This window comes from Streptomyces sp. NPDC023573, from assembly GCF_055559735.1.
On record NZ_JBVHKB010000001.1, the window covers coordinates 752,466 to 778,339 of the forward strand.

14 protein-coding genes and 3 tRNA genes are annotated in these 25,874 nt (G+C 70.5%); 6 read left to right on the forward strand and 11 right to left on the reverse strand.

Annotated elements, in window-relative coordinates:
• Positions 1 to 14: 14 nt before the first annotated feature.
• From paaN to ACZ32T_RS03495, 4 genes are all read right to left on the reverse strand, one after another.
• The gene (gene paaN, locus ACZ32T_RS03480) at positions 15 to 1,751 is read right to left on the reverse strand and encodes a phenylacetic acid degradation protein PaaN (protein WP_467365140.1); all 1,737 of its coding nucleotides are present in this window, start codon (positions 1,749 to 1,751) and stop codon (positions 15 to 17) included.
• Between the two features lie 88 nt (positions 1,752 to 1,839).
• On the reverse strand, positions 1,840 to 2,718 hold the full coding sequence (locus ACZ32T_RS03485) for an SDR family oxidoreductase (RefSeq protein ID WP_467365142.1): 879 nt from the start codon (positions 2,716 to 2,718) through the stop codon (positions 1,840 to 1,842).
• Entirely contained in the window at positions 2,715 to 3,953 is a 1,239-nt protein-coding gene (locus ACZ32T_RS03490; protein ID WP_467365144.1) for an FAD-dependent monooxygenase, read from the reverse strand. Before ACZ32T_RS03490 ends, ACZ32T_RS03485 begins: the two co-directional genes overlap by 4 nt.
• Position 3,954: 1 nt before the next feature.
• Positions 3,955 to 11,181 carry an amino acid adenylation domain-containing protein gene (locus ACZ32T_RS03495; protein ID WP_467365146.1) on the reverse strand — a complete coding sequence of 2,409 codons (7,227 nt, stop codon included), beginning with the start codon at positions 11,179 to 11,181 and terminating at the stop codon, positions 3,955 to 3,957.
• A gap of 179 nt (positions 11,182 to 11,360) precedes the next feature.
• Between ACZ32T_RS03495 and ACZ32T_RS03500 the strand changes: the two genes are divergently transcribed.
• Positions 11,361 to 12,176, forward strand: a complete 816-nt coding sequence (locus ACZ32T_RS03500) for an alpha/beta fold hydrolase (RefSeq protein ID WP_467365148.1) — start codon at positions 11,361 to 11,363, stop codon at positions 12,174 to 12,176.
• Positions 12,177 to 12,306: 130 nt separating this feature from the next.
• Here the strand turns inward: ACZ32T_RS03500 and ACZ32T_RS03505 are convergent, their stop codons facing one another.
• Positions 12,307 to 13,515: an MFS transporter gene (locus ACZ32T_RS03505; RefSeq protein WP_467365149.1), complete on the reverse strand. Its 1,209-nt coding sequence runs from the start codon at positions 13,513 to 13,515 to the stop codon at positions 12,307 to 12,309.
• A gap of 122 nt (positions 13,516 to 13,637) precedes the next feature.
• Between ACZ32T_RS03505 and ACZ32T_RS03510 the strand changes: the two genes are divergently transcribed.
• The gene (locus tag ACZ32T_RS03510; protein ID WP_364947699.1) at positions 13,638 to 14,537 is read left to right on the forward strand and encodes a LysR family transcriptional regulator; all 900 of its coding nucleotides are present in this window, start codon (positions 13,638 to 13,640) and stop codon (positions 14,535 to 14,537) included.
• 432 nt (positions 14,538 to 14,969) lie between these two features.
• Here the strand turns inward: ACZ32T_RS03510 and ACZ32T_RS03515 are convergent.
• From ACZ32T_RS03515 to ACZ32T_RS03525, 3 genes are all read right to left on the reverse strand, one after another.
• Positions 14,970 to 15,043, reverse strand: a tRNA-Ile gene (locus ACZ32T_RS03515).
• A gap of 211 nt (positions 15,044 to 15,254) precedes the next feature.
• Positions 15,255 to 15,327: transfer RNA gene (locus tag ACZ32T_RS03520), tRNA-Asn, on the reverse strand.
• Positions 15,328 to 15,332: 5 nt separating this feature from the next.
• A tRNA-Asn gene (locus tag ACZ32T_RS03525) sits at positions 15,333 to 15,405 on the reverse strand.
• Between the two features lie 171 nt (positions 15,406 to 15,576).
• Between ACZ32T_RS03525 and ACZ32T_RS03530 the strand changes: the two genes are divergently transcribed.
• The 4 genes from ACZ32T_RS03530 to ACZ32T_RS03545 all read left to right on the forward strand — a co-directional run bounded on the left by ACZ32T_RS03530 (position 15,577) and on the right by ACZ32T_RS03545 (position 21,182).
• Positions 15,577 to 15,888: a YtxH domain-containing protein gene (locus ACZ32T_RS03530; protein WP_467262524.1), complete on the forward strand. Its 312-nt coding sequence runs from the start codon at positions 15,577 to 15,579 to the stop codon at positions 15,886 to 15,888.
• Positions 15,889 to 15,969: 81 nt separating this feature from the next.
• Positions 15,970 to 17,415 (forward strand): FGGY family carbohydrate kinase, encoded by a 1,446-nt coding sequence (locus ACZ32T_RS03535; RefSeq protein WP_467365152.1) that lies wholly within the window; start codon positions 15,970 to 15,972, stop codon positions 17,413 to 17,415.
• 111 nt (positions 17,416 to 17,526) lie between these two features.
• Positions 17,527 to 19,260, forward strand: coding sequence for an ABC transporter ATP-binding protein (locus ACZ32T_RS03540; protein WP_467365154.1), 1,734 nt, complete (start codon positions 17,527 to 17,529; stop codon positions 19,258 to 19,260).
• Positions 19,260 to 21,182 (forward strand): ABC transporter ATP-binding protein, encoded by a 1,923-nt coding sequence (locus ACZ32T_RS03545; RefSeq protein WP_467262529.1) that lies wholly within the window; start codon positions 19,260 to 19,262, stop codon positions 21,180 to 21,182. Before ACZ32T_RS03540 ends, ACZ32T_RS03545 begins: the two co-directional genes overlap by 1 nt.
• A 72-nt stretch (positions 21,183 to 21,254) precedes the next feature.
• Here ACZ32T_RS03545 and ACZ32T_RS03550 read toward each other — a convergent pair whose 3' ends face one another.
• The 3 genes from ACZ32T_RS03550 to ACZ32T_RS03560 form a co-directional block, all read right to left on the reverse strand.
• Positions 21,255 to 22,331 carry an RNA polymerase sigma factor gene (locus ACZ32T_RS03550; protein WP_467262530.1) on the reverse strand — a complete coding sequence of 359 codons (1,077 nt, stop codon included), beginning with the start codon at positions 22,329 to 22,331 and terminating at the stop codon, positions 21,255 to 21,257.
• 177 nt (positions 22,332 to 22,508) lie between these two features.
• Entirely contained in the window at positions 22,509 to 24,416 is a 1,908-nt protein-coding gene (gene dnaG, locus ACZ32T_RS03555; RefSeq protein ID WP_467365156.1) for a DNA primase, read from the reverse strand.
• Positions 24,417 to 24,512: 96 nt separating this feature from the next.
• Positions 24,513 to 25,772, reverse strand: coding sequence for an NAD(P)/FAD-dependent oxidoreductase (locus tag ACZ32T_RS03560; RefSeq protein WP_467262533.1), 1,260 nt, complete (start codon positions 25,770 to 25,772; stop codon positions 24,513 to 24,515).
• Between the last annotated feature and the right edge of the window lie 102 nt (positions 25,773 to 25,874).

Here is a 25,874-nt window from a genome sequence, read left to right on the forward strand (position 1 = left end):
CTCCGGGGCGGCGGTCAGCGGGCGTCGCCGTAGCGGCGCACTCCTACGGTGCGGAAGCGTTCGGCCACGTAGGCGCCGTCGCAGTAGACGGAGTTGCCGGAGGGGTTGAGGCCGGTGCCGTGCAGGTCGGAGTAGACGGCGGACTGAGTGATGAACCAGTCGCCCATCAGATTCACCGAGAGCATCACCCCGGCGCGTTCGCACACCTCGGCGACAAGGGCCTCGACCTCGGGAGACGTGGTGTGGACGCCGACGGTCAGCGCACCGGCCCGCCGGGTCACGGCGCCCAGCACCTCGGCCCCGTGCGCGGCCGAGTCCACGGCCACCACGAAGCCGACCGGCCCGAACCACTCCCGCCCGAACGTCTTGTGGCTCTCCTCCCGGGAGGCGTCCAGCGCGACCAGGACCGGGGTGCGCAGGGTCGCTTGCGGGTGGTCGGGGTGCGCCACGGTACGCGGCGCCAAAGCCACCGGCCCGATGGCGCCGGAGGCCGCGTGTTCGACGTCCTCCAGGACGTCGGGCCCTACCAGCGCACCGAGCACCGCGATCGCGGACGTGTCCTCAGCGAGCAGAGCGGTGACGGTGGCCGCGAGGTCCCGCACCACTTCGGCGTACGTCCGGTGGCCTTCGTCCGTCGCGATCCCGCCACGGGGTACGAGCAGGTTCTGCGGGCTGGTGCACAGCTGGCCGCTGTACAGGGCCAGCGAGAAGGCGAGGTTGTGCAGCATGCCGCGGTAGTCGGCGGTGGACTCGACGAGAAGGGAGTTGACCGCCGACTTGGCGGTGAAGACCCGGGCCTGCCGGGCGTTGGCCTCCAGCCACTCGCCGAATTCCGATGTCCCGGCGTAGTCGACGATGCGTACCTCGGGACGGAGCGCGAGGGTCGCGGCCAGCCGTTCCCCCGGACGTTCGGGGGCCAGCGCGACGAGATTCGGGTCGAAGCCGGACTCCCGCAACACCTCGCGGGCGATGCGGACGGTCAGCGCGAGCGGGAGGACGGCCCCCGGGTGCGGCTTGACGAGCACGGCGTTGCCGGTGGCCAGCGAGGCGAAGAGGCCTGGGTAGCCGTTCCAGGTGGGAAAGACCCGGTTGGCGACCACCAGGCTCCCCCCGCGCGGGACCACGGTGAAGGTCTTGGCCAGGGAGAACACCCGGCCGTCGGGCATGGGTTTGCTCCAGGTCGCCTCGGTGGGCATCCGGGTCTGCTCGGACAGTGCGTAGGCGACCGCTTCCAGCCCCCGGTCCTGGGCGTGCACGGCTCCGGCGTGAAAGGCCATCAGGAAGTTGTGGCCGCTGGTGTGCACGGCCGCGTAGGCGAGTTCGAAGGAGCGCGCATTGATCCGTCGGAGGATCTCGGCGCACACCGCGGCGCGTCCCCACGGACCCGCTTCCCGCCATCCCGCCATCGCGGCCTCCATGGCCGGCAGCAGGACGTCGGGGTCGGCGTGCGCGTAGGTGATGCCCAGTCCGAATCCGTACGGGGAGGACTCGCCGCCGTCCTCGGGACCTGGCCCGACCGAACCGTCCCGGCCCGGCTGGTCCGAGGCGAACTCCTGGCCCAGTAACCGGTGGAAGGCCTCGTCGCCCGCCGTCCGGGCGAGCTCTCCGTAGGCGGCGGCCTCGTCCGGGTACGGGGACCAGTACTCCCTGGTGCGGATCGCCGTGACGGCACGTTCGAGTGGTGCTCGGTGACGCGTCAGCAGGTCCTGTGCCGCTTCGGCGGCTGCTCTTACGGACCGGGCGGTGGTCATGCGGTTGCCTCCAGGGGCAGAACGGTCGGGACGTCGGTACGCCGGGCCGGCGGGACGCGGTGGTTCCGCCGGCCCGGCATCGGAGCGGTCAGTCGGTACGGACCCGGAAGCGCCGGTCCAGCGCCCGATCCGACAGCACCCGCTTGAGGATGTGGAAGGAACGGGCGTCCTTGCCCACCTGATAGCGGGTTCGGGGTTCGGCGGCCGTCAGCGCCCGGTAGACCGCACGGGCGAAGTCCTCGGCGCTGGTGCCGGTCGCGGTCTGCTGCTCGTTCGCGTCGAGGAAGTGTCCGAACGCGGTGCGGTAGGGCTCGCTGACCGCCCGGGGAAGGTCGTCGAAGTCGCTCCGGGCGCCGGCCGTGAGCTTGGCCCAGATCGGCGTCATGATCGCCCCCGGCTGGACGACGCAGACGCCGACACCGGCCCCGCGCAGTTCCCGCCGCAGCACGTCCGACATCGCCTCCTTGGCGAACTGAGCCGTCGCGTAGGCCCCGAGGAAGGGCAGCGCGACGCTGCCTAGGCCGGAGGTCACGTTGACGATGCGCCCACCGGAGCGCCGCAGCTGCGGCAGGAATCCCTGGGTGACGGTCAGTTGACCGATGACGTTGGTGTCGAGCTGCTGCCGCATCCGCTGCGGGGTGACGCACTCCAGCGGCGCGGACACCGCGATGCCAGCGTTGTTGACGAGGCCCCAGAGCCCGGATCGGCCGGTCTCCGCGGCGACCTCCTTGACGGCGGCGGCTACCGACTCCTCGTCGGTGACGTCGATGTGGACGGGCCGGATGCGCCCGGAGGGGGACAGGGCTGCCAGCTCTTCGCCGTCACGCGTCCTGCGGACGCCGGCGAAGACCTGGAAGCCGACCCGGGCCAACTGCAGTGCGCAGGTGTGGCCGAGGCCCGAGGAAGCGCCCGTCACCAGAACGTGCTTGTCCCCGGGCGGGAGGAACTTCGCCGATCGGTAGGTCATGGTCGCTCCTTCTGTTCGGGCCGGTCGGGCGTGACGGCGGGGTAGGTGAGGGCGCTCTCCAGGGTGCGGGCCAGCCGTCGCTTCGGCAGGAACTTGAAGTAGGCGTCCCGGACCGGCCTGCGGACGGGGTTCTCGGACTGTTCGAAGGTGCTGATGGCGCGGGAGGCGGCGACCAGGGCGCGGGTGCGCTCACGGCGGTCGTCCTCGTAGCGGCGCAGCGCCGCCGGCAGATCGGTGGCACCGGCCAGCCTGCGGCCGAGCACGACGGCGTCCTCGATGGCCATGCACGAGCCCTGGCCCAGGCTGGTGAGCATCGGGTGCGCGGCGTCGCCGAGAAGCGTGACGGAGCCCTCGCCCCAGCGCTCCAGGAAGACCCGGTCCCGGGAGGGCACGGCGAGGATGTCCTCCTCGGGGGTGACCCGGACGGCTTCCTGGACGACGTCGGCCCAGCCCGCGTAGGCCCGCTGCACGTCGGCCTTGCAGCCCTTCCAGCCGTGGGACTCCTCGGTGGGCATGTTCTTGGTGCCCCACCAGTACAGGCGTCCGCCTCCCATGTCGACGAGGCCGAAACGGCTGCCGCTGCCCCAGTAGTGGGTGACGGACCCTGGTGCGAAGTGGGGGTGGGAGAAGGGGACGACGGCCAGCCAGCAGATGTATCCGCTGTCCATGGACTCCTCGGGGCCGGTCAACTGGCGGCGGACCACCGAGTTGAAGCCGTCGGCGCCGATGAGGACGTCCCCGCGCGCATCGGTGCCGTCCGCGAAGCGGACGCGTACGCCTCCGTCGGCCTGGCTCTCGTATCCGGTGGCCTGAGCACCGAGTGTGATCGAGATACCCGACGCGGCGTCGAGCAGGGCCTGCTGGAGGTCGGAGCGGGTGATCAGCACACTGGGTACGCCCAGCCTGCCGATGATTTCCGGGAACGGGAACTCGCGGATGAGGCGGCCCCTGGCGGTGCGGACGTGGTACGACTCCAGCACGCTGCCGCGCTTGGCCAAGTCGATGCCGAGGCCGAGCGAGTCCAGGGCGGCGATGGCGTTGCTCATCACGGAGAGCCCTGATCCGGCGGCCCGCAGTTCGCCCGCGCGCTCGTAGACCTCGACGTCGAGGCCCGCCGCGCGCAGCGCGACGGCCGCAGTCAGCCCGCCGATCCCGGCGCCGATGACGAGGGCCTTGCGCCGCGGGCCCCAGCCGGATCCGCCCGCTGTCCGATGGTCGGTTCGCAGTGTTGTCATCTCAGTGCCCGATCAGTTCGTCGACGGTCCTGACCATGTGGCCGATGTGCGGCTCCTCCATGATGGTCAGGTGGTCTCCGGGGACGAGGACGACGTCTAGCTTGCCGCTTGTGCGCTCCCGCCACCCGTTGGACGGGTCCTTGTGCATGCTGTCGATCGCGGTGTGCATGGTGTCGAGGACCGCGGGCAGCGGCTCGGTGGCCCGGATGAGCACCGTGTCCTGCTCGACCGGATCGGGGCGGTAGTCGAACGCCGCCCGCCAGTTCGCCTCGTACACCCGGAACAGCCTCCGTACGATCGTGCCGGTACTGCCGGCAGGGAGCACACCTTCGTCGATGGCGAGTTGGGCGATGAAATCGAACTTCTCCTCCAGCGTGTTCAGTTCGACAGGGATCAGCTCCATGGGCGAGTCCCCGCCCCGCCGGAGCCACAGCAGCTCCCAGAAGAACCAGCCGAGCAGCGCGTCGTCGTCAGTGGTGAGTCGGCGGCCTGGGTTGAGCGCCGTCGTGTCCAGCAGGACCAGGCGCTGGAGCCGCTCCCCTGCCGCCCGCAGCTGGCGGGCGATCTCGAAGGCCACGAACCCGCCGAAGGACCAGCCGCCGATGGTGTAGGGGCCGGTGGGCTGGACGCGCCGGATGGACTCGATGTAGCGGGCGGCGATCTCCTCGACCGTACGGAGCGGTTCGGTGCCGGCGTCGACACCGGCCGCCTGGAGCGCGTAGAACGGTTGGTCGTCCGGGAGATGGGCGGCGTACCGGAGATAGCAGAGCACGTTGCCGCCCATGGGGTGGACGAAGAACATCGGCCGCTTGGTGCCGTTCCCGCGAATCGGGACGAGCGGATCGAACGCACCCTCGGCCCCGCCGGAGCGCAGCCTGGCGGCGAGGGACGCGACGGTCGGCGCGGCGACGAACTCCGACATGGGGACGTTGATGCCGTAGCGCTGCTCGATCACGACCACCAGCCGCATCGCGGTGAGCGAGGTGCCGCCCAGGTCGAAGAAGTTCTGGTGGACTCCGAGTTCGGACAGCTGGAGGTGGTCGCGGACGATGTCGGCGAGTGTGTGTTCGTAGGCGTCGCGCGGCGGTGTGACGTCGTGCGCCGTGCTCGCGGCGAGCGGAACCCGCCTCAGCGCCGCGTCGTCCCGCTTCCCGCTCGGGGTGAGGGGCAGGGCATCCACGACCTGGTAGTGCGAGGGCACCATGTACTCGGGCAGCACGGTGCGCAGTTGCTTGTCCAGCAGGTCCCGCCCGGCGTCGGAGAGCCGCCCGACCAGGAAGGCGGCCAGGAACGACTCGTCGTCCCGGCGCCGGCGGGCGACGACGGCCGCTTCGGTCAGGCCCAAGTGGTCGCCGAGGAAACCGGTGATCGCGAGCTCCACCTCCGAGGGCTCCACGCGGTAGCCGCGAATCTTGACCTGGGAGTCCGCCCGGCCCAGGCACACGATCTCACCGCCCGGGAGAGTGAAGCCGAGGTCACCGGTCCGGTAGAGCCGCTCGCCGGGAGCCCCGAAGGGGTGCGGCAGGAAGCGCTCCTCGGTCAGTTCGGGCAGTCCCACATAGCCGTCGGCCAGGCAGGATCCGGCTAGGTAGATCTCGCCCTTCACGCCGGCGGGCACCGGTCGCAGCCGGGCGTCCAGGACCAGGGCCCGGCTCCCGTCGATGGCGGTGCCGATGGGAGGCATCGCCGGGAAGGCGGCGGGATCACCCGTCATGGTGTGACTAGTGACGACGTGCGACTCGGTAGGCCCGTACTGGTTCTCCAGGATGATCCCGGGCAACTGGGCGCACAGTCGGCGGATCTCGTCGGTGACCCGCAGCTGTTCCCCGGAGGAGAGCAGCGCCTTGAGATGGTGTGGGACCAGGCTCAGTGCCTGGGAGGTCTCGGCGAGCTGCTGGAGCGCCACGTAGGGCAGGCACACCCGTTGGACGCGCTCCTCGTCGAGCAGCCGCAGCAGGGCCGGCATGTCGCGGCGCTGCTCCTCGGCCAAGACGACCAGGGTGCCGCCGCCGCAGAGCGTGGAGAAGATCTCCTGGAAGGAGACGTCGAAGCTCATCGGCGCGTACTGCGCGGTGACGCCTCCCACGACGCCGCTGGGGATGCTGTTCTGCCAGGCGATCAGGCGGCCGAGCGTCCGGTGGGACTGGACGACTCCCTTGGGCCGGCCCGTGGATCCGGAGGTGAAGAGGATGTACGCCGTGTCCTCCGGCGCGATCCGGCGCGGCTCCGCCGAGGCGTCGTCGCCTTCGTCGGGCCCGGCGGCGAGCAGTTCGGCGGCGGGAACCAGGGGCGAGACGCTCCCGAGGCCCTCCGGCTGCTCGGCGCCGGTGATGATCCGGAAGGGACGGGCCTGCGCCACCATGTCCAGGAGCCGCTCGACCGGATAGGCGAGGTCCAGCGGTACGGTCGCGGCGCCCGCCTTCATCACACCGAGGATCACGGTGACGGTCTCCGGTGAGCGGTTCATGGCGATGCCGATCCGGTCGCCGGGCCGGGCGCCGAGGGCGATCAGCCGGCGCGCCACCCGGTCGGAGGCCTCGCCGAGTTCGGCGTAGGTGAGGCTCTCCCGGCCGTGGGCCACGGCCCTCGCGCCCGGGGTGCGCAGCGTCTGCTCCCGTACGGCGGCGACCACGTCCATGAACGGCTCGGCCGCGGTGTGTCCGGGTGCGGGAGCGGCGGTCGGCAGTTCCAGCAGCCCGGGATCGGCCGGTTCGTCGGGATGGCGGACCAGGTGCGCCAGGACGGCGGTGAAGCCTTCGGCGTACAGGTCGGCCTGGGCCGGGGTGAAGGTGCGTCCGTGGCAGTCGATCCGGAGCTGGATCCGGCCGTCGACCGGGTCGGTCATGGCGTTGACCAGAAGCTGGAAGTTGGTCTCCTCCCAGGTCCGGAAGGAGCGCATGGCGACGCCGGGTAGCGCGAACACCTCGGTCAGCTGCCGAAAGTGGATGTAGTTGAAGGCCGTCTCCAGGACGGTGACGCCGAGGTCCTCCTGGACGGCACTGAGCGGGTAGCGGCGGTGGGGGTAGGTGGCCCGTTCCTGGCGGAGCGCCTCCTCGACCACGTCGGCCCAGGTGGGCTGGGCGGTGTCGACGCGGACCGGGAGGGTGTTGAGGAACAGGCCGGCGGTGCGCTCGGCATCCTCGTACTCGGGACGTCCGTGGGTGACCAGGCCGGTGGTGACGTCCTCGGTGCCGGAGTACAGGCGGAGCGCGAGGACGTGCGCCGCGAACAGTACGGACTTCATGGTCAGCTGGCGGCCGGCGGCGAAGGCGCGCGCGTCGGCGGTGAGTTCGTCAGGCAGGTCGACGACGCGGGTGATCAGGTCGTCCGGGCCGGGCGCCTCGTGCTGCCGGAAGGATTCCAGGCGGAGCAGTTCGACGTCCTTGAGGTAGCCGGTCCAGAACTCCTTGCTCGACGCGGACTCCAGCGCGTTGCGCTCGGCGAGCACGTGGTGGGCGGCCGAGGGCAGCTCCCGTACGGGGACGGCCGGGATGTCCAGGCCCAGGCTGTGGAGGTAGTCCTGGAGCAGCTCCCGCACCAGGTTGGCGACGCTGCCGCCGTCGAGGATCGCGTGGTGGAAGCTCAGCACCAACTCCACGGTCTCCGGCCGCACGTGCACCCGGAAGTGGTAGAGGGGTGCCTGCTCCATGTCGTAGCGCCAGTAGCGGCGTTCGTCGACATGGGCGCCGATCTCCGCTTCCGCCTCCGCCTCGTCGCGGTCGCGGAGGTCGACGATGCGCAGACCGTGCGCGGCCGTGCGGTCCACGATCTGCAACGGTTCGGAGAAGCCTCCGAGGTCGAAGGCGGAGCGCAGGACGGGATGCCGGGCGACCAGGCGCGCGAACGCCTGCTCAAACCTTTCCGCATCCCATCCGAAGGTGAAGCTGTACCGGAAGACGTCGTGGTAGACGGCGGAGTCCTCCTGGGCCCGGCTGTGATAGATCAGGCCGAGCTGGAGGCGGGTGAGCGGATAGGCGTCCTCCCGGCCCGCCAGGCGGGCCCGGTCCACCCCGGAGACCAGCTCGAACGGCTCCAGCCGCCGGGACCCACCGGCCGCTCCGGTGGTGGCGCGTTCGGCCAGCGCCGCCACCGTGGGGTGGCTCACCACATCGTTGAGCGTGAAGTGAATGCCCTGCTTCTCGGCCAGCGCGCGCACCCGGAGCACGGTGATGGAGTCGCCGCCGAGCGCGAAGTAGTCCTCGTCGATACCGACGGCGTCCCGGCCGAGCACGTCGGCCCAGATCGCGGCGATCGTCTCCTCGACGGGATTGCGCGCGGTGGCCGGGGCGCTCTCGGGAGCGGTCACCGGTGCGGGCAGGGCGCGCCGGTCGGCCTTGCCGTTGGGTGTCAGCGGCACCCGGTCGATCCGTACGAAGTGGGCGGGCACCATGAAGGCGGGCAGGGCGGCACGGAGTTCGGCGTCCAGCCGTCGTACGTCCAGCTCCGCGTCGGAGACGTAGTAGGCGACGAGGTAGGCACCGCGCGCGGTGGAGTGGTGGTCCACAACCAGGGCGGTGCGCACCCCGGCCACCTGGGCGAGCTGGTTCTGCACCTCGCCCAGCTCCACCCGGTTGCCGCGGATCTTCACTTGCCCGTCGATCCGGCCGAGGTACTCCACGGTGCCGTCCGCCAGCCACCGGGCCAGGTCGCCGGTGCGATAGACGCGGCCTCCGGGTGCGAACGGGTCGTCGGTGAACTTCTCCGCGGTCAGCTCGGGGCGGTCCAGATAGCCTCGGGCCACCTGGACACCGCCGATGCATAGTTCGCCGGGTACGCCGCCGGGCTGGAGGTTTCCGTGCGTGTCCAGCACGTACAGCTGGGTGTTGTCGACGGGGCGGCCGATGGGCACCCGGGTCACGGAGGCCTCGGGGCCGGCGGGGCAGTCGTGGTAGGACACGTCGACGGTGGCCTCGGTCGGCCCGTACAGGTTCACCAGCAGCGGCGGCCGCCCCGCCCCGTCGAAGACTCGGTTGAACTGCTCGACGAGTGCGGCGGGCAGGGCCTCTCCGCTGCAGAAGACCCGGCGCAGCGAAGCCGCTTCCTGGCGCAGGTCGGGACGAACCTCCAGCAGGTCCAGGAACGGCCCGAGCATGGAGGGGACGAAGTGCGCGGTGGTGACCCTGTGCCTGGCCAGGGTGTCGAGGATGGTGCGCGGGTCCTTCTGGCCGTCCGGCGGCAACAGCGACAGGCTCGCGCCCTCGACGGCCCACCAGAACAGCTCCCACACCGAGACGTCGAACGAGATGGGCGTCTTCTGCAGCAGGACGTCGTCGTCGCCGATCGGGTAGCGGTTCTGCATCCAGGCCAGCCGGTTGACGACCGAGTGGTGCTCGACCATGACGCCTTTGGGCCTGCCGGTGGAGCCCGAGGTGTAGATGACGTAGGCGAGGCCGCGCGCGTCCGTGGCGGGTTCCGGCGGCGTGTCCGGGCCGTCGGCCAGTTCGTCGGCGCCGATCACCACGACGCCGTCCTCGGCCGGCGGAGGCGGCGATCCCGCGTCCACGAGCACCGCGCGAGCGCCGCTGTCGCGGAGAAGCAGGGCGATGCGTTCGGCGGGGTAGCCGGGGTCCACCGGCACGTAGGCGCCGCCTGCCTTGAGCACTCCCAGCAGGACGGCCAGCAGCTGAGGGCTGCGCTCCATCATCACGGCGACCCGGTCCTCGGCGCCGATGCCCCGGGCCCGCAGTCCGTGCGCCACCCGGTTCGCGAGGGTGTCCAGCGCACGGTAGGTGAGGGGTGCGGAGCCGTCCGAGGGCCGGACGGCGATCCGGTCGGGTGTCCGTGCGGCCTGCTCGGCAATCAGGTCGTGCAGCGTGCGGTCCCGGGCGTGGGCGACGACGGGGCCGCGGCTCTGCTCCAGGAGCCTGCGCCGCTCGTCCTCGGTCGTCAGCGGCAACTCCTCCGCCGGGCGCTCCGGTTCGGCGACGCCGCTCTCCAGCAGGGTGAGCAGATGCCCGGCGACGGCGTGGAGCGGGAAGTCGTCGTCGAAGACGTCGGGGGCGCCGTCGAGGTCGATGTGCAGGTCCCCGTCGTCACCGGAGACGTTGACCATGACGGACAGCGCGTCCTGGACGTGCACCGGGGCGAGTACGGCAGCGTGTCCCCGGCCGTCCGGGCGCGGGTGGCGCATGTAGGAGAGCGTGACGTCGAAGAGCTTGCGGGAACCGTCCGCGTCGGCCGGGAGATCGCGCAGTACGTCGCCGAGGGCGAGCCGCTCGTGGCCGCGTACGGCGTCGGCACCGGCCCGGACGCGTCGTGCGAGATGGTGCAGGGAGGCGCCGGGACGCGGGGCGACCCGTACCGGCAGGCTGTTCGCGCGCTGTCCGACGGCGGTGAGCTCGGCGTCGGTGGCCCGGTTACGGAAGGGGATGCCTAGGACGACCTCCTCGGTGCGGTGGAGCCGCGCCAGATACGTGCCGAGGGCCGCGGAGAGGAAGGCGAAGGGGGAGCTGCCCTGTCGGCGGATGCGTGTGGCCAGCTCGGCGTCCACGGTGAAGGAGTGGCGGACCCTCGGCCGTTCGGCGTCGGCCGGCCGCAGAGGGTTGCGCGTGAACAGAGCGGGGGCGACGCCCTCCAGCGCGGTGCGGTGGAAGGAACGGTCGCGTTCGTAGGCGATGGACCTGCGGTAGGCGACGTCCGCCTCGGCGAGGCGGCGGAAGGACGGCGGTCGCGGTGCGCCGCCGGTGGAGGCGCCGGGGTCGTTCCCGGCGGCCTGGACGCGGTCGTACTCCGCCCACATCTGGAGGCTGACCTGGTTGAGCGCCCAGGCGTCGGCTATGAGGTGATGGGCCTTGAGATGCAGCCGCGCGGGTCCGTGACCGGTCGCTAATATCGCGACCGCGAACATTGGTGAGCGGCGCAGGACGAACGGCCGGGCCAGCGAGCGGGCCTGCCAGGCGGCGCGTGCCGCGGCCGGGTCGCTCGCGCCGGAGAAGTCGACGACCGCCACCGGGGCCGCGCCGTCCTCCTCGTCGTCGGTGCCGTCGTGGAACCACTGGACGGGTATGCCGTCCTGTTCGTCGAAGCGCAGGGAGAAGGCGTCGTTGCGTGTGAGGACCCGCTCAAGGCACCCTCTCAGGATTTCGGTGTCCACGTCGGTACCGATCTCCTCCTCGAAGACGACGTTGAACTGTGGGTCCGGATATCCAATGGAATCGGACACCCAGATGTCCCGTTGGAATGAAGTAAGCGCAAAGCCATGATCAGGGGTCACCGCTACACCTTCCATAGGCATTCTGGCCGATTCATTTCGGCCACCATCGAAGCCCGGAACCGTCCGCGCTCCATCGAGCACCCTACTAACCGATCTGGTCGATACGGCTACTCGTTCGAGTAGTTTTTTGAAAACGCCACACAGATTTCATCGAGAGGCAGCAACGCGTACGAGAGACCACTTATGATCTCGGCATGGACATTGACGCAGGCTTGATACCCGACCCATTGAAAGTCGGCAAAGGACCAGGTCTTCTCCTTGCACATGGTGCGGGAAGTGACATTCAGGACAGTTATGGGCCGGTGATCGAGCGGCTCTCCGCAGTCAGCACCGTGGTCGGGCCCGATTTCCCCGGGTCCGGAAAATGCCCCTTACCTCAAGGCCCGCTCACACTGGACGGCACAGCGGATTACCTTGTGGCGAGCGCCGTGCGCGCAGGCATCGAATCCTTCGCCATATCCGGATTCTCCATGGGGACGGCCGTGGCCGTCCGAGCGGCCACCCGTCATCGCGAACGGGTGACCGGACTCATCCTGTCATCGGGTTTCGCCTATCCGAACTCCCGGCTGCGCCTCGTCATCGACACCTGGCGTGCGCTCGCCCGTGACACCGTCAATCCCAGGGCCCTCGCGTCTTATCTCTCTCTCGTTGTCGGCGGCCCGCAGTGGCTCGACGGACGCACCCCGGAGGAAGTCGAGGAGCAGCTGGTCCTGTTCTCCGCAGGAATGCCGGCCGGAGCCGACGCGCAGCTGGCGATGTTCGACCACATCGATGTGCGGGAAGATCTCCACTCGATCAGCGTTCCCACCCTCGTGATCTCCCCCCTGGCCGACCTGATCACCACTCCTTTTCACTCACGCGAACTCGCCGACGGCATCCCGCACGCCGAGCTGGTCACGCTGGACTGCGGCCACGCCATCGCCGCGGAACGCCCGGAGGCGTGGGCCGACGCGATGACCAAGTTCCTCGCCACCCTGCCGCGCACCGGGGAGCCGGCCGGCCGGCCGTAACCCGGACCGGACAGCCGCGCCACATCATCGGGCCGGACCTGTCCACGCCCGCGCCGGTGCCCGGGGGACGCTCACCCCCGGGCACCGTTCGCTTGACAGAGGTGCGGTGACTGCCCGTACGCCCGGGCGGTCAGGCTCCGACGGCCGGCGTGGGAGACCGGCCGACCGTCGTGGTCACCAGCGCGCCCACCGCGAGCGCTCCACCCACCCACATCACCGCCGTGATGCCGATGCCGTCCGCCGCGAGCCCGCCGATCAGCGCGCCGAGCGCGATGGCTCCGTTGAACACCCCGACGAACAGCGAGGATGCCGCCTCGCGGGCGTCCGGCGAGGCGAGCAGGATCCAGGTCTGCGTGCTGACCGAGACACCTCCGTAGCTCAGGCCCCAGACCACCATCAGCACGGCGGCGAGAGCCACCGACCCGCCCAGCCACGGCAGCGCGATCACGGTGGCCGCCATGACCGCGCTGATCACCAGCAGTGTCCTGCGCGGCGAGCGGGCCGCCCCGGCCCCGGCCAGGAAGTTCCCGGCCACACCGGCGACCCCGTACACCAGGAGCAGCGTGCCGATCATTCCCGCGCCGACGCCGGAGACGTCCTCCAGCACCGGCCTGATGTAGGTGTACGCGGCGAAGTGGCCGGTCACCACGAAGCCGACCACGATGAGGCCCGTACGCACCTGAGCATTGCCGAACAGCCCCATCACCCCGCCGAGCGGAAGCGCACGCTCCGCGGGCAGCCGGGGCAGCAGGACCGCCGCCGCGACCAGCACCACCAGTCCGAGCCCGGCGGCCGCGAGAAACGCGGACCGCCAGCCAGCCGCCGCTCCCAGGTACGTGCCGGCCGGAACGCCCAGCACGGATGCCACGGCGATGCCGCTGAAGACCAGCGAGGTGGCGGGGCCGACCGATTTCGCCGGCACCAGCCGCACGGTGAGGCCGGCTGCGATGGCCCAGACGCCACCCATGCCGATGCCGACCAGGACGCGGGCCACGATCATGATCCCGAAGTTCGGAGCCCAGGCCGCGCCCAGGTTGCCGATCACCAGCACGGCGACCAGCGCACAGAGCGCCATCCGGCGGTCGGTCCTGCCCAGCATCGAGACGAGCACCGGGGACGAGACCGCCGCGACCAGGCCGGTGATCGTCAGCGTGAGGCCCGCCACCCCTTCGGAGACCCTCAGCGACTCGCCCATCGGGGTCAGCAGCCCGACGGGCAGCATTTCGGACGTGACCACCGTGAACGTGCCCAGCGCCAGGGCCACCACGCCCAGCCAGCCACTGAGCGGCGACCTCTGTCGGGCGGGTGGTGTGCCTGTGGATTCCTCAACCTGCGTCATGCGTCCAGCCAACAGACCGCGCGGTGAGGGAACAACGGCCAACCTCTCATCCTTCTATGAGTAAAGCTCATCGATAGACCGGCCGTCCGCGACACCGGTGCCGCGATAAGGGAGAAACCGCTGTGAGCAGTCTGGACGCCCGCGAGTTGGAGGCCTTTCTCGCGCTGGCCGACGAACTTCACTTCGGACGGGCGGGAGAACGCCTGTACGTCTCGCAGAGCCGGATCAGCCAGCTGCTGCGGTCCCTGGAGAGCAAGATCGGTGCCCGGCTCGTCGAGCGCACCAGCCGCCGCGTCCGGCTCACGCCGCTCGGCGAGCAGTTCCTGGCGGGGCTGCGCCCGGCCTTCGACTCCATCGTGAAGACGATCGACGAGGCCCGGGACGTGGCGCGCGGAGTCGGCGGGCTGCTCCGCATCGGCTTCCAGGGCACGGCCAACGACCAGGTCATGAACGCCATCGCACTCTTCCAGAGCCGGTATCCGGAGTGTGCCACCGAGATCGTGGAGATCCCGTTCTCCGATCCCTTCGGCCCGGTGCACCGGCAGGAGGTCGACACGGCGGTGGTGCTGATGCCGGTCCAGGAGAGCGAGTTGGTGCTGGGACAGGTCTTCTCCAAGCAGCCGCAGTCCCTGGCCGTGTCCACCCGGCACCCCTTCGCGAAGCGCGACGCCCTCGGCGCCGAGGACCTTGCAGCCTGTTCGCTCATCGGCGTCCACGGCGCGGCCCCGGAGTACTGGCGCCGCGCCCAGGCCCCGGCCGTCACTCCTGGGGGCCGCCCCATCCCCGCCGGCCCCTCGGTAGGCACCCTCCAGGAGGGCCTGGCGCTGGTACAGGCGGACCGAGGCGCGATGCTGCTGTGTCACCCCACCGCCGACTACTACGGCCGCCGCGCGGTCACCTTCGTTCCCCTCACCGGCCTCCAGGACTCCTTTCTCGCCCTCGTGTGGCACCGCAACTACGAGACCGCCCGCACCCGCGCCTTCTCCCAGGCCCTCGCGGCCGTCGCCGACGCCGCCGGGTGAGCGGCCCGGCGGGGACCCGGCACACGGTCGCCCGGTGCGGAATCCGGATGGCCGTACCCGACGAACCCACAGACGCACAGCAAACTTCTGTCCGCCCAGGGGGCGTTCAGGCATGTTGCGGCGGCAGGCCGAACGCACTCCCATTCCCGGCATCGACAGACCGGGCAGCACGGTGGACGTCCAAACGCCGCAGCATCGATGATCTAGTGTGATGCGCCATAAATCCTGTGGTCCAGGTGGAGGCGTGGGAGCGTTCATAACGCTCCCACGGACACGGAACCGGAAAAGGCCCAGGTCACAGCCACGTAAGGCTTGCCGCGCCTGCCCCAAGCGCCACGTTCGCCGCACCTCCGTGCAGCGTCCGCTGCACGGAAAACGCCCCCGGAAAACGCGTTTCCCCAGGTCAGAACGATTCTGCCTGGGGATGCTGAGTGGGGCGGGTGGGACTCGAACCCACGGCCGACGGATTATGAGTCCGCTGCTCTAACCGGCTGAGCTACCGCCCCGTTACGGCGTGGCGCGTACAAGTGTGCGCGCCTTCTGCCGCAGCATAGCCGGTCATACGATCTCCTGCTGCGGATGGTCGGCTTCGCATGACCATGAAGACCGCGCTGCGTGCTGCCCGGTTCCGGGCCGGGCGGAAACACCCCGAAAGAGTCACGGAACGCCCTGTGCGGGCACACGAAAAAGGGCCCCGAAGGACCCTCTTCCGTATCGCTCCCCCGACTGGACTCGAACCAGTAACCCTCCGGTTAACAGCCGAATGCTCTGCCAATTGAGCTACAGGGGATCGCGCTCCCCCGACTGGACTCGAACCAGTAACCTGCCGGTTAACAGCCGGCTGCTCTGCCAATTGAGCTACAGGGGATTGCTGCGTTGCCTCGAAACGTACCTGCCTGGCGGCTGCCGAGCGGCGCGCGTTCGCTGCGACACATACATTAGCGCAACCAGGGGGGTGCTCCGCCAATCGGTATCTCCCGGGGTGATCTCGGCGAGTGCGGGTAGGCGGGCAGCACACGTCGCACGGAGCGAAGGAAGGGTGGCAGCCATGCGGTACCGGCTCACGTTCATCGCCGGAGTGGCGCTCGGTTACGTGCTCGGCACGCGAGCCGGGCGCGAGCGTTACGAGCAGCTCAAGAAGGCCGCGCAGACGCTGGCCGAGAACCCCGCTGTGCGGAACGCGGCGGAGTCCGCCGCGCACGGCGGCCGGGACTTCGCCGGCAAGGCGTACCACTCGGTGAGCGAGAAGGTCGGGGACAAGGTCCCCGTGTCCGTCTCCGACCGGGTGCGCTCGCTGCGGGAGCGCAACGGCCACGGCGCCGGCGACGACTGGGGGACGACGAACACCTGAGGCCCGTTCCGTACCGGGCACCCGCCCGGTACGGAACGGTCCGCGTACGCGACGGTCTCCGGGTGCGGCAGAATCATCCCCATGGGCATAGTGGCCGGCTTGGACAGTTCATCCGCCTTCACGCACATCGTGGTCTGCGACACGGACACCGGTGAGGTGCTGCGGCAGGGGTACGCCGCGCATCCCATCGAGGCCAAGTCCTCGGAGGTGGATCCGCAGGCGTGGCTGCTCTCCCTCGGGGAGGCGGCCTCCGGGGGGCTGCTCGAAGGCGTGCAGGCCATCGGTGTGTCCGCGCAGCAGCACGGGCTGGTGCCGCTGGATCACCAGGGCAATCTCGTACGGCCGGCGCTGCTCGGCAACGACCGGCGGGCGCAGGCCGCCGCGGCGGATCTGATCGACGGGCTCGGCGGGCGGCAGCCCTGGGCCGAGGCCGTGGGGGCCGTGCCGCAGGCCGCGCAGCCCGTGGCGAAGCTCCGCTGGCTGGTGCGGTCGGAGCCGGAGAACGCGCAGCGCGTCGCCGCCGTCCTGCAGCCGCACGACTGGCTGGTGTGGCAGCTCCTCGGCCGGCCCGCCCGGCGTACGACCGACCGCGGTGCCGCGTCCGGCACCGGTTACTGGTCGGCGGGGACCGGGTCCTACCGGCCCGATCTCGTGGAACTCGCGCTCGGCCACCAGGCCGCGCTGCCCGAGGTCCTCGGACCGGCCGACGCCGCGGGGACGACTCCGGAAGGCCTGCTGATCTCGGCGGGCACCGGCGAGACGATGGCCGCTGCCTTCGGGCTGGGCGTCGCGGTCGGGGACGCCGTGGTGTCGCTGGGCGCCTCGGGTTCGGTGATGGCCGTGCACCACGAGGCGCTGGCCGACCCCACGGGGATGATCACCTCCTTCGCCGACGCGACCGGGATGCATCTGCCGGTCGTCCACACGTCGAACGCCGTACGCGCACTGCGCGGCACGGCCGAGATGCTGGGCCTGGAGGGCCTCGACGAGCTGTCCGCGCTGGCTCTGAAGTCGACGCCGGGCTCCTCGGGTCTCGTCCTGCTCCCCTATCTGGAGGGTGAGCGCACCCCGCACCTGCCGCACACCGCGGGCACGCTGAGCGGGCTGCGGCGCGAGTCGATGAAGCCCGAGCACCTGGCGCGGGCGTCCTTCGAGGGGATGCTGTGTTCGCTGGCCGATGCCCTGGACGTGCTGCGGGACCGGGGCGTGGAGGTGCGGCGGGTGTTCCTGCTGGGTGCCGCCGCCGAACTGCCCGCCGTGCGGGCGCTGGCGCCCGCGTTGTTCGGGACCCAGGTCGTCGTGCCGCAGCCCGCCGAGTACGCGGCGCTGGGCGCGGCGCGGCAGGCGGCGTGGGCTCTCGGGGTCGCGGAGGGGAAGCTCGACCCGCGTACTCCCCCGGCCTGGCAGGGCGCGGCCGCGCAGGTGCTGGAGCCGGGGGATGAGCTCGCCGTGGGCAGCGCGGTACGCCAGCAGTACGGGGCGACCAGGGACCAGATCCATCCCGGGGCGTTCGGTGGAACCGCCTGAGCGGAGCGGTCCCGGGATTTGACCGGGACTTGGTCAAAAGCGTTGGCAGTCGGGGTGGGGGGTGCCGGAGTATGGACCGGCCTCTGCCCTCGCCGACTCCGAGAGACTCGTGTGCTCATAAAACTCCTGCGGACCCATCTGGGTCCGTACAGACGTCCCATCGTGCTGCTGGTGCTCCTCCAACTTCTGCAGACCTGCGCGAGTCTTTATCTGCCCAGCCTCAACGCGGACATCATCGACAACGGTGTCGTGAAGGGTGACACGGGTTACATCCTGGAATTCGGCGGCGTGATGATCGCCGTCAGCGTCATCCAGATCGTCTGCAACGTCGGGGCGGTCTACTACAGCGCCCGGACGGCCTCCGCCCTGGGACGCGATGTGCGGGCGTCGGTGTTCGGCCGGGTGCAGTCTTTCTCCGCCCGCGAGGTGGGGCGGTTCGGAGCGCCCTCGCTGATCACTCGTACGACCAATGACGTGCAGCAGGTCCAGATGCTCGTCCTGATGTCGTTCACCCTGATGGTGTCGGCGCCCATCATGTGTGTCGGCGGCGTCATCATGGCGCTGGGCCAGGACGTTCCGCTGTCGGCGGTGCTGCTGGCCGTGCTGCCCGTGCTCGGCGTCTCGGTGAGCCTCATCGTGCGCAGGATGCGGCCGCTGTTCCGCACGATGCAGGAGCGGCTGGACACGGTGAACCGTGTGCTGCGCGAGCAGATCACCGGCAACCGCGTCATCCGCGCCTTCATCCGTGACCGCTACGAGGAGGAACGCTTCCGCGGCGCCAACACGGATCTCACGGACGTCGCGGTGTCGACGGGCCGGCTGATGGCCCTGATGTTCCCGACGGTCATGACCGTGGTGAACCTGTCCTCCATCGCCGTGGTCTGGTTCGGGGCGCACCGCATCGACAGCGGCGGGATGCAGATCGGGGCGCTGACCGCGTTCCTCGCGTATCTGATGCAGATCGTCATGTCGGTGATGATGGCCACCTTCATGTTCATCATGGTGCCGCGCGCCGAGGTCTGCGCCGAGCGCATCCAGGAGGTGCTGGAGACCGAGTCGAGCGTGGTGCCGCCCACGGCCCCGGTCACGAAGCTGCTCAAGCACGGTCATCTGGAGATACGAGGGGCGGAGTTCCGCTTCCCGGGTGCCGAGGAACCGGTGCTGCGCTCGGTCGATCTCGAGGCGCGGCCCGGGGAGACGACCGCGATCATCGGGTCGACGGGCAGCGGGAAGTCGACGCTGCTCGGGCTCGTACCGCGGCTGTTCGACGCGACGGACGGCGATGTGCTCGTCGACGGTACGGACGTGCGGACGCTGGATCCGGTCCTGCTGGCGAAGACGGTGAGCCTGGTCCCGCAGAAGCCGTACCTCTTCTCGGGGACGGTCGCGACGAATCTGCGCTACGGCAATCCGGAGGCGACCGACGAGGAGCTGTGGCACGCGCTGGAGGTGGCGCAGGCCAAGGACTTCGTGGAGCGGCTGGAGCACGGTCTCGACGCGCCGATCGCCCAGGGCGGCACCAATGTCTCCGGCGGCCAGCGGCAGCGGCTGGCGATCGCGCGGACGCTGGTGCAGCAGCCGGAGATCTATCTCTTCGACGACTCGTTCTCGGCGCTGGACTACGCGACGGACGCCGCGCTGCGCGGTGCGCTGTCCCGCGAGACGGCGGGGGCGACCGTGGTGATCGTGGCGCAGCGGGTGTCCACGATCCGTGACGCCGACCGGATCCTGGTGCTCGACGAGGGCCGGGTCGTCGGGACGGGCAGCCATCACGAGCTGATGGAAGGCAACGAAACCTACCGGGAGATCGTGCTCTCCCAGCTGACGGAAGCGGAGGCCGCCTGATGGCAGGGCCGGGCGGACGGATGATGGCGGGGCCCACGGAGCGGTCCATGGACTTCAAGGGGTCGGGGAAGCGGCTCCTGAGACGGTTCAGCAAGGAGAAGTCCTCGCTGTATCTGATGCTGGGCGCGGGAACCCTGAGTGTGGCGCTCTCCGTCGTGGGGCCCAAGATCCTCGGCGGGGCCACCGACCTGATCTTCGCGGGTGTCGTCGGACGGCAGATGCCGGACGGCACGACGAAGGAACAGGCCATCGACGGCCTGCGCGAGCGGGGCGACGGCGGACTCGCCGACATGCTGACCGGGGTGGACTTCGTCCCCGGCGACGGCATCGACTTCGGCACGGTGGGCCAGGTCCTGCTGGCGGCGCTGGTGGTGTACGTCGGCGCGGGGCTGATGATGCTGGTGTCGACCCGGCTGTCGATCCGGGTGATCAACCGGGTCGTCTTCCAGCTGCGCGAGGATCTGCAGACCAAGTTGGCGCGGCTCCCGCTCTCCTACTTCGACCGGCAGCAGCGCGGTGAGGTGCTGAGCCGGGCGACGAACGACATCGACAACATCTCGCAGACGATGCAGCAGACGATGGGCCAGCTCATCAACTCCCTGCTGACCATCGTCGGCGTGCTGATCATGATGTTCTGGATCTCGCCACTGCTCGCCCTGGTGGCGCTGGTGACGATCCCGCTTTCCGTCTTCGTCGCGGCCCGGGTGGGCAAGCGGTCGCAGCCGCACTTCGTGGCGCAGTGGAAGGTGACGGGCAGGCTCAACGCGCACATCGAGGAGATGTACACCGGCCACGCCCTGGTGAAGGTCTTCGGGCGGCAGGAGGAGTCCGCGAAGGACTTCGCCGAGCAGAACGACGCGCTGTACGAGGCGGGCTTCAAGGCCCAGTTCAACAGCGGGATCATGCAGCCGCTGATGATGTTCGTGTCGAATCTGAACTACGTGCTGGTCGCGGTCGTCGGCGGTCTGCGGGTGGCGTCGGGCGCGCTGTCGATCGGTGACGTGCAGGCGTTCATCCAGTACTCACGGCAGTTCTCGATGCCGCTGACGCAGGTCGCCTCGATGGCGAACCTGGTGCAGTCGGGTATCGCGTCCGCGGAGCGGGTCTTCGGACTGCTGGACGCCGAGGAGCAGGAGCCCGACCCGGATCCGGCGGAGCGGCCCCAGGAGCGGCGCGGCAGCGTCTCGCTGGAGAACGTGTCCTTCCGCTACGACCCGGAGAAGCCCCTCATCGAGGATCTCTCGCTGAGCGTGGAGCCCGGCCACACGGTCGCCATCGTCGGCCCGACCGGCGCCGGCAAGACGACGCTGGTCAACCTGCTGATGCGGTTCTACGAGGTGACGGGCGGCCGGATCGTCCTGGACGGGGTCGACGCGGCGAAGATGTCGCGTGACGAACTCCGCTCGGGCATAGGCATGGTGCTCCAGGACACCTGGCTGTTCGGCGGCACGATCGCGGAGAACATCGCCTACGGCGCGTCGCGTGAGGTCACCCGGGAGGAGATCGAGGAGGCGGCGCGGGCCGCCCACGCCGACCGCTTCGTCCGTACCCTGCCCGACGGGTACGACACGGTGATCGACGACGACGGGGCCGGGGTCAGCGCGGGCGAGAAGCAGCTGATCACCATCGCCCGGGCGTTCCTGTCCGACCCGGTGATCCTGGTGCTCGACGAGGCCACCAGCTCGGTGGACACCCGGACCGAGGTGCTGATCCAGAAGGCGATGGCGCGGCTGGCCCACGGCCGTACCAGCTTCGTGATCGCGCACCGGCTCTCCACCATCCGGGACGCGGACGTGATCCTGGTGATGGAGAACGGCTCGATCGTCGAACAGGGCACGCACGAGGGGCTGCTGGCCGCCCGCGGGGCGTACGCCCGGCTGTACGCCGCGCAGTTCGCGGAGGCGCTGGCCGAGGTCGACTGACCGGGGCGGGCCGGGCCCGGTGGGCGCGGCCCGGCCGGGCTCGGTCCAGGTGGGCGCGGGCCGGCCCGGGGTTCAGTCGAGGTAGCCGCGGAGCTGGTCGGCGAAGGCGTGGTCACGCAGCTTGTCGAGCGTCTTGGACTCGATCTGGCGGATGCGCTCGCGTGTCACGCCGAAGATTCTTCCGATCTCCTCGAGCGTGCGGGGCCTGCCGTCGTCGAGCCCGTAGCGAAGCTGGACGACCTTCCTCTCCCGCTCCCCGAGGGTGGAGAGCACCGCCTCCAGGTGTTCGCGCAGCAGGAGGAAGGCGGCGGTCTCCACGGGTGAGGCGGCGTCCCCGTCCTCGATGAGGTCGCCGAAGGCGACGTCGTCCTCCTCGCCGACGGGGGCGTGCAGGGAGACGGGTTCCTGGGCGAGGCGCCGGACCTCGACGACCCGTTCGGGCGTCAGGTCCAGCTGGGCCGCGACTTCTTCGGCGGTGGGTTCGTAGCCGCGCTCCTGGAGCAGACGGCGCTGGACGCGCACGACCCGGTTGATCAGTTCGACGACATGCACGGGGACTCTTATGGTCCTGGCCTGGTCGGCCAGCGCGCGGGACATCGCCTGGCGGATCCACCACGTCGCGTACGTGGAGAATTTGTAGCCCCGGGCGTAGTCGAACTTCTCGACCGCCCTGATCAGTCCGAGGTTCCCCTCCTGGACCAGGTCGAGCATGGTCAGGCCCCGGCCCACGTAGCGCTTGGCCACGGAGACCACGAGGCGGAGGTTGGCCTCGATGAGGCGGCGCTTCGCCATCCGCCCCAGGACCACGAGCCGGTCCAGGTCGAAGGCGAGCCGGGAGTCGGGGTCCGGGGTGGAGGCGAGCCGCTCCTCGGCGAAGAGGCCGGCCTCGACACGGCGGGCGAGGTCCACTTCCTCGGCGGCGCTGAGCAGCGGTATCCGCCCGATCTCCCGTAAGTACTGGCGGAAGAGGTCGGAGGTCGGGCCGCCCGGTTCCGGGCGGCTGCGCGGTTCCGGTGCCTCCGGGGGCTCCACCGGTTCCTCCAGCACCGGCTGGGGCGTGCCCGCCGTCTCCGGGTGACGTGTGACCCGGTTCTGCGCGGGGATCGCCGGGACATGCTCGGTCATGGTCGGCACGGTCCGGGTCTGCACGGGGGCGACCTCCAGGTGATCGCTGGCGGACCGCGGGGATGGAGGTCCGCCCCGGGCGGACCGGCCGCGCTCCGACGATTCAGGAACCGTCACCCAGTGTGGGGTACGACACATCGCCGCCACGAGGGGCGTGCGGTGACTTTTTGCGTCCGGAGCGTGACGGGTCGCTGATGCGGCTCAGAGGGCGTCGGCGCCGTGGCTCCGCAGCGACTGTGCGTACTGCTGGAGGACCCAGACCTCGTTCTGCGCGGCGGCCAGATGGTCGGGGGCGACATTGCTGCCGAGGCGGGCGAGGCTGCTCTGTACGTCGTCGATCCTGCGGTCGACGGCGCGGAGGCGGACCTTGACCAGGTGCTGGCCCGCGTACGACTCGTCGATGGTCTTGCCGTGGAAGACCTCGACCGCGAGCTCGGTGACGAGCTTGCGCACCGTGTCGTCGGGCGTCGCGTCGAGCACCTGGACCAGGTACTCACGTGTCTCGGCGACGCCCAGCTCCGCGCCGCCCGCGTCCGCGATGCACTGGCGCACGGCGGCGTAGGGCGGGGCGGTGAATTCGTCGACCCCGTAGGCGTCGAACGCCGGGGAGACCAGGGCGGGCTTCTGCAGGGCGAGCTTGAGCAGCTCGCGCTCCGTGCGGTGCGCGGGGCTGCGGAGGTTGAGCGCGGGGCCGGACGGTGCCTTCGGGGCCTGCGTCTGCTGCTGCGGGGGTCCGCCCCGGGAGGGCCCGCCCCGAGCGGGTCCGCGCTCGCCCCGGTCGCGGGCCCAGCGGGCGAGCTGCCCGACGCGCTTGACCACGAACTGGGTGTCCAGGATGCCCAGCAGGCCGGCCAGCTGGACGGCGACCTCGTGTTGCGAGGAGCTGTTCTTGATGCGGGCGACCACGGGCCCCGCCTCGTCGAGCGCGGCGGCCCGGCCGGCCGGGGTCTCCAGGTCGTACCGGCCGACGATCTGGCGGAGCGCGAATTCGAAGAGCGGGGTGCGGGGCTCGACCAGGTCCCGCACGGCGTCGTCGCCCTTGGCGAGCCGCAGGTCGCACGGGTCCATGTTGTCCGGGGCGATCGCGATGTACGTCTCGGCGGCGAACTTCTGGTCGTCCTCGAAGGCGCGCAAGGCAGCCTTCTGGCCCGCCGCGTCACCGTCGAAGGTGAAGATGACCCGGGCGCTGCCGTTGTCCATCAGGAGCCGTCGGAGGATCTTGATGTGGTCGTTGCCGAACGAGGTGCCGCAGGTGGCGATGGCGGTGGTGACCCCGGCGAGGTGGCAGGCCATGACGTCGGTGTAGCCCTCGACGACGACGGCGCGGCTCGCCTTGGCGATGTCCTTCTTGGCCAGGTCGATGCCGTACAGCACCTGGGACTTCTTGTAGATCGAGGTCTCGGGGGTGTTGAGGTACTTCGGGCCGTTGTCGTCGTCGCGGAGCTTGCGGGCGCCGAAGCCGACGATGTCGCCCGAGGTGTCGCTGATCGGCCACATCAGCCGGCCGCGGAAGCGGTCGATGGGGCCGCGGCGGCCGTCCTGGGAGAGGCCGGAGCTGATGAGCTCCTTGTCGCTGAAGCCCTTGCCGCGCAGATAGCGGGTGAGGTGGTCCCAGCCCGCCGGGCTGTAGCCGACGCCGAAGTGGGCCGCCGCGTCCTGGTCGAAGCCGCGCGAGGCGAGGAACGCGCGGCCGATCTCCGCCTCCGGGCCGTTCAGCTGCTCGCGGTAGAAGTCCGCGGCGATCTTGTGGGCCTCGACCAGGCGGATGCGCTCGCCGCGCTGGTGGGAGGGGTTGTAGCCACCCTCCTCGTACCTCAGGGTGATGCCCGCCTGGCCGGCGAGGCGTTCGACCGTCTCGGAGAAGGTGAGGTGATCGATCTTCATCACGAAGGCGATCGTGTCGCCGCCCTCCTGGCAGCCGAAGCAGTGGAACAGGCCCTTGCCCGGACTCACCTGGAAGGAGGGGGACTTCTCGTCGTGGAAGGGGCAGAGACCCTTGAGGTTTCCGCCGCCCGCGTTGCGCAGCTGAAGGTACTCGGACACGACGGCGTCGATCGGGACCGCGTCCCGGACCGCCTTCACGTCGTCGTCATTGATCCTGCCTGCCACGCGTGAAGTCTACGGGTGGGGCCGGACGTCCGGGACCGGCGGCAGCGGGGGCGTATCCCCCGGTCGCCGGCCCGTCCCGGATGTCCGGGTCACCGGTCAGAGCAGGGATTCCAGGGGCACCGAGGGGTCGCCCAGGGTGTCCGGATCGACCGGCCTGGCGGCCTTGATCAGCTTCTGGATGCTTTCGGTGACGTCCCACACATTGACGTTCATCCCGGCGAGGACCCGGCGGTCCTTCAGCCAGAAGGCGATGAACTCGCGCTTGCCGGCGTCGCCCCTGATGACGACCTGGTCGTACGAGCCGGGCGGGGCCCAGCCGGAGTACTCCAGGCCGAGGTCGTACTGGTCGGAGAAGAAGTACGGCACCCGGTCGTACGCCACGTCCTGGCCGAGCATGGCCTTCGCGGCGGCCGGTCCGCTGTTCAGGGCGTTCGCCCAGTGCTCCACGCGGAGCCGGCCGCCGAAGAGCGGATGGTCGACGGACGCGATGTCCCCGGCGGCGTAGATGTGCGGGTCGGAGGTGCGCAGGGAGGCGTCGACGACGACACCGCCGCCCTCGGCCCGGCCCGCCATGTCGAGCCCCGCCGCCTCGGCGAGCGAGGTGCGCGGGGCCGCGCCGATCGCGGCGAGCACGTCGTGGGCGGGGTGCTCCTCGCCGTCGTCGGTGCGGGCCGCGAGGACCAGGCCGTCCTGTCCGGTGATCTCGGTGAGGCGGGCGCCGAAGTGGAAGCGGACGCCGTGCTCGGCGTGCAGATCGGTGAAGATCTGACCGACCTCCGGCCCGACGACGTGGTGCAGCGGGGTCGGCGAGGCAGCGACGACGGTCACCTCCGCGCCGTAGCCGCGGGCCGCCGCGGCTACCTCCAGGCCGATCCAGCCCGCTCCGGCGATCACCAGGTGGCCGTTGTCGCGGCCGAGGGCGGCGAGGACGTTGCGCAGCCGGTCGGAGTGGGCGAGACGGCGCAGGTGGTGGACGCCGACGAGGCCGGTGCCCGGGATGTCGAGACGGCGGGGCTCCGCGCCGGTGGCGAGCAGCAGCTTGTCGTAGCGGACGACCGTGTTGTCGCCGAGCTGCACGGAGCGGCCGGCCCGGTCGATGGAGGTGACCACCTGGCCGAGGTGGAGCTCGATGTCGGCTCCCGCGTACCAGGCGGTCCTGTGGACGAACACGGAGTCCCGCTCGTCCTTGCCCAGCAGGTACCCCTTGGACAGGGGAGGCCGCTCGTACGGGTGGTCGCGCTCGTCGCCGATGAGGATCACCCGGCCGCTGAAGCCCTCCGCCCGGAGTGTCTCGGCCGCCTTCGCTCCGGCGAGCCCTCCGCCGATGATGACGAACGTCCGATGTGCGTCGACCACTTGATGCCTCCTCGGTACTGTGCTGCGCGGCGCCGCCACCTGCGAGCGTCCCGCACGCAGCGTGATGGCGAAAGAGGGTGTACCCCGATCAGGTCACCGCCG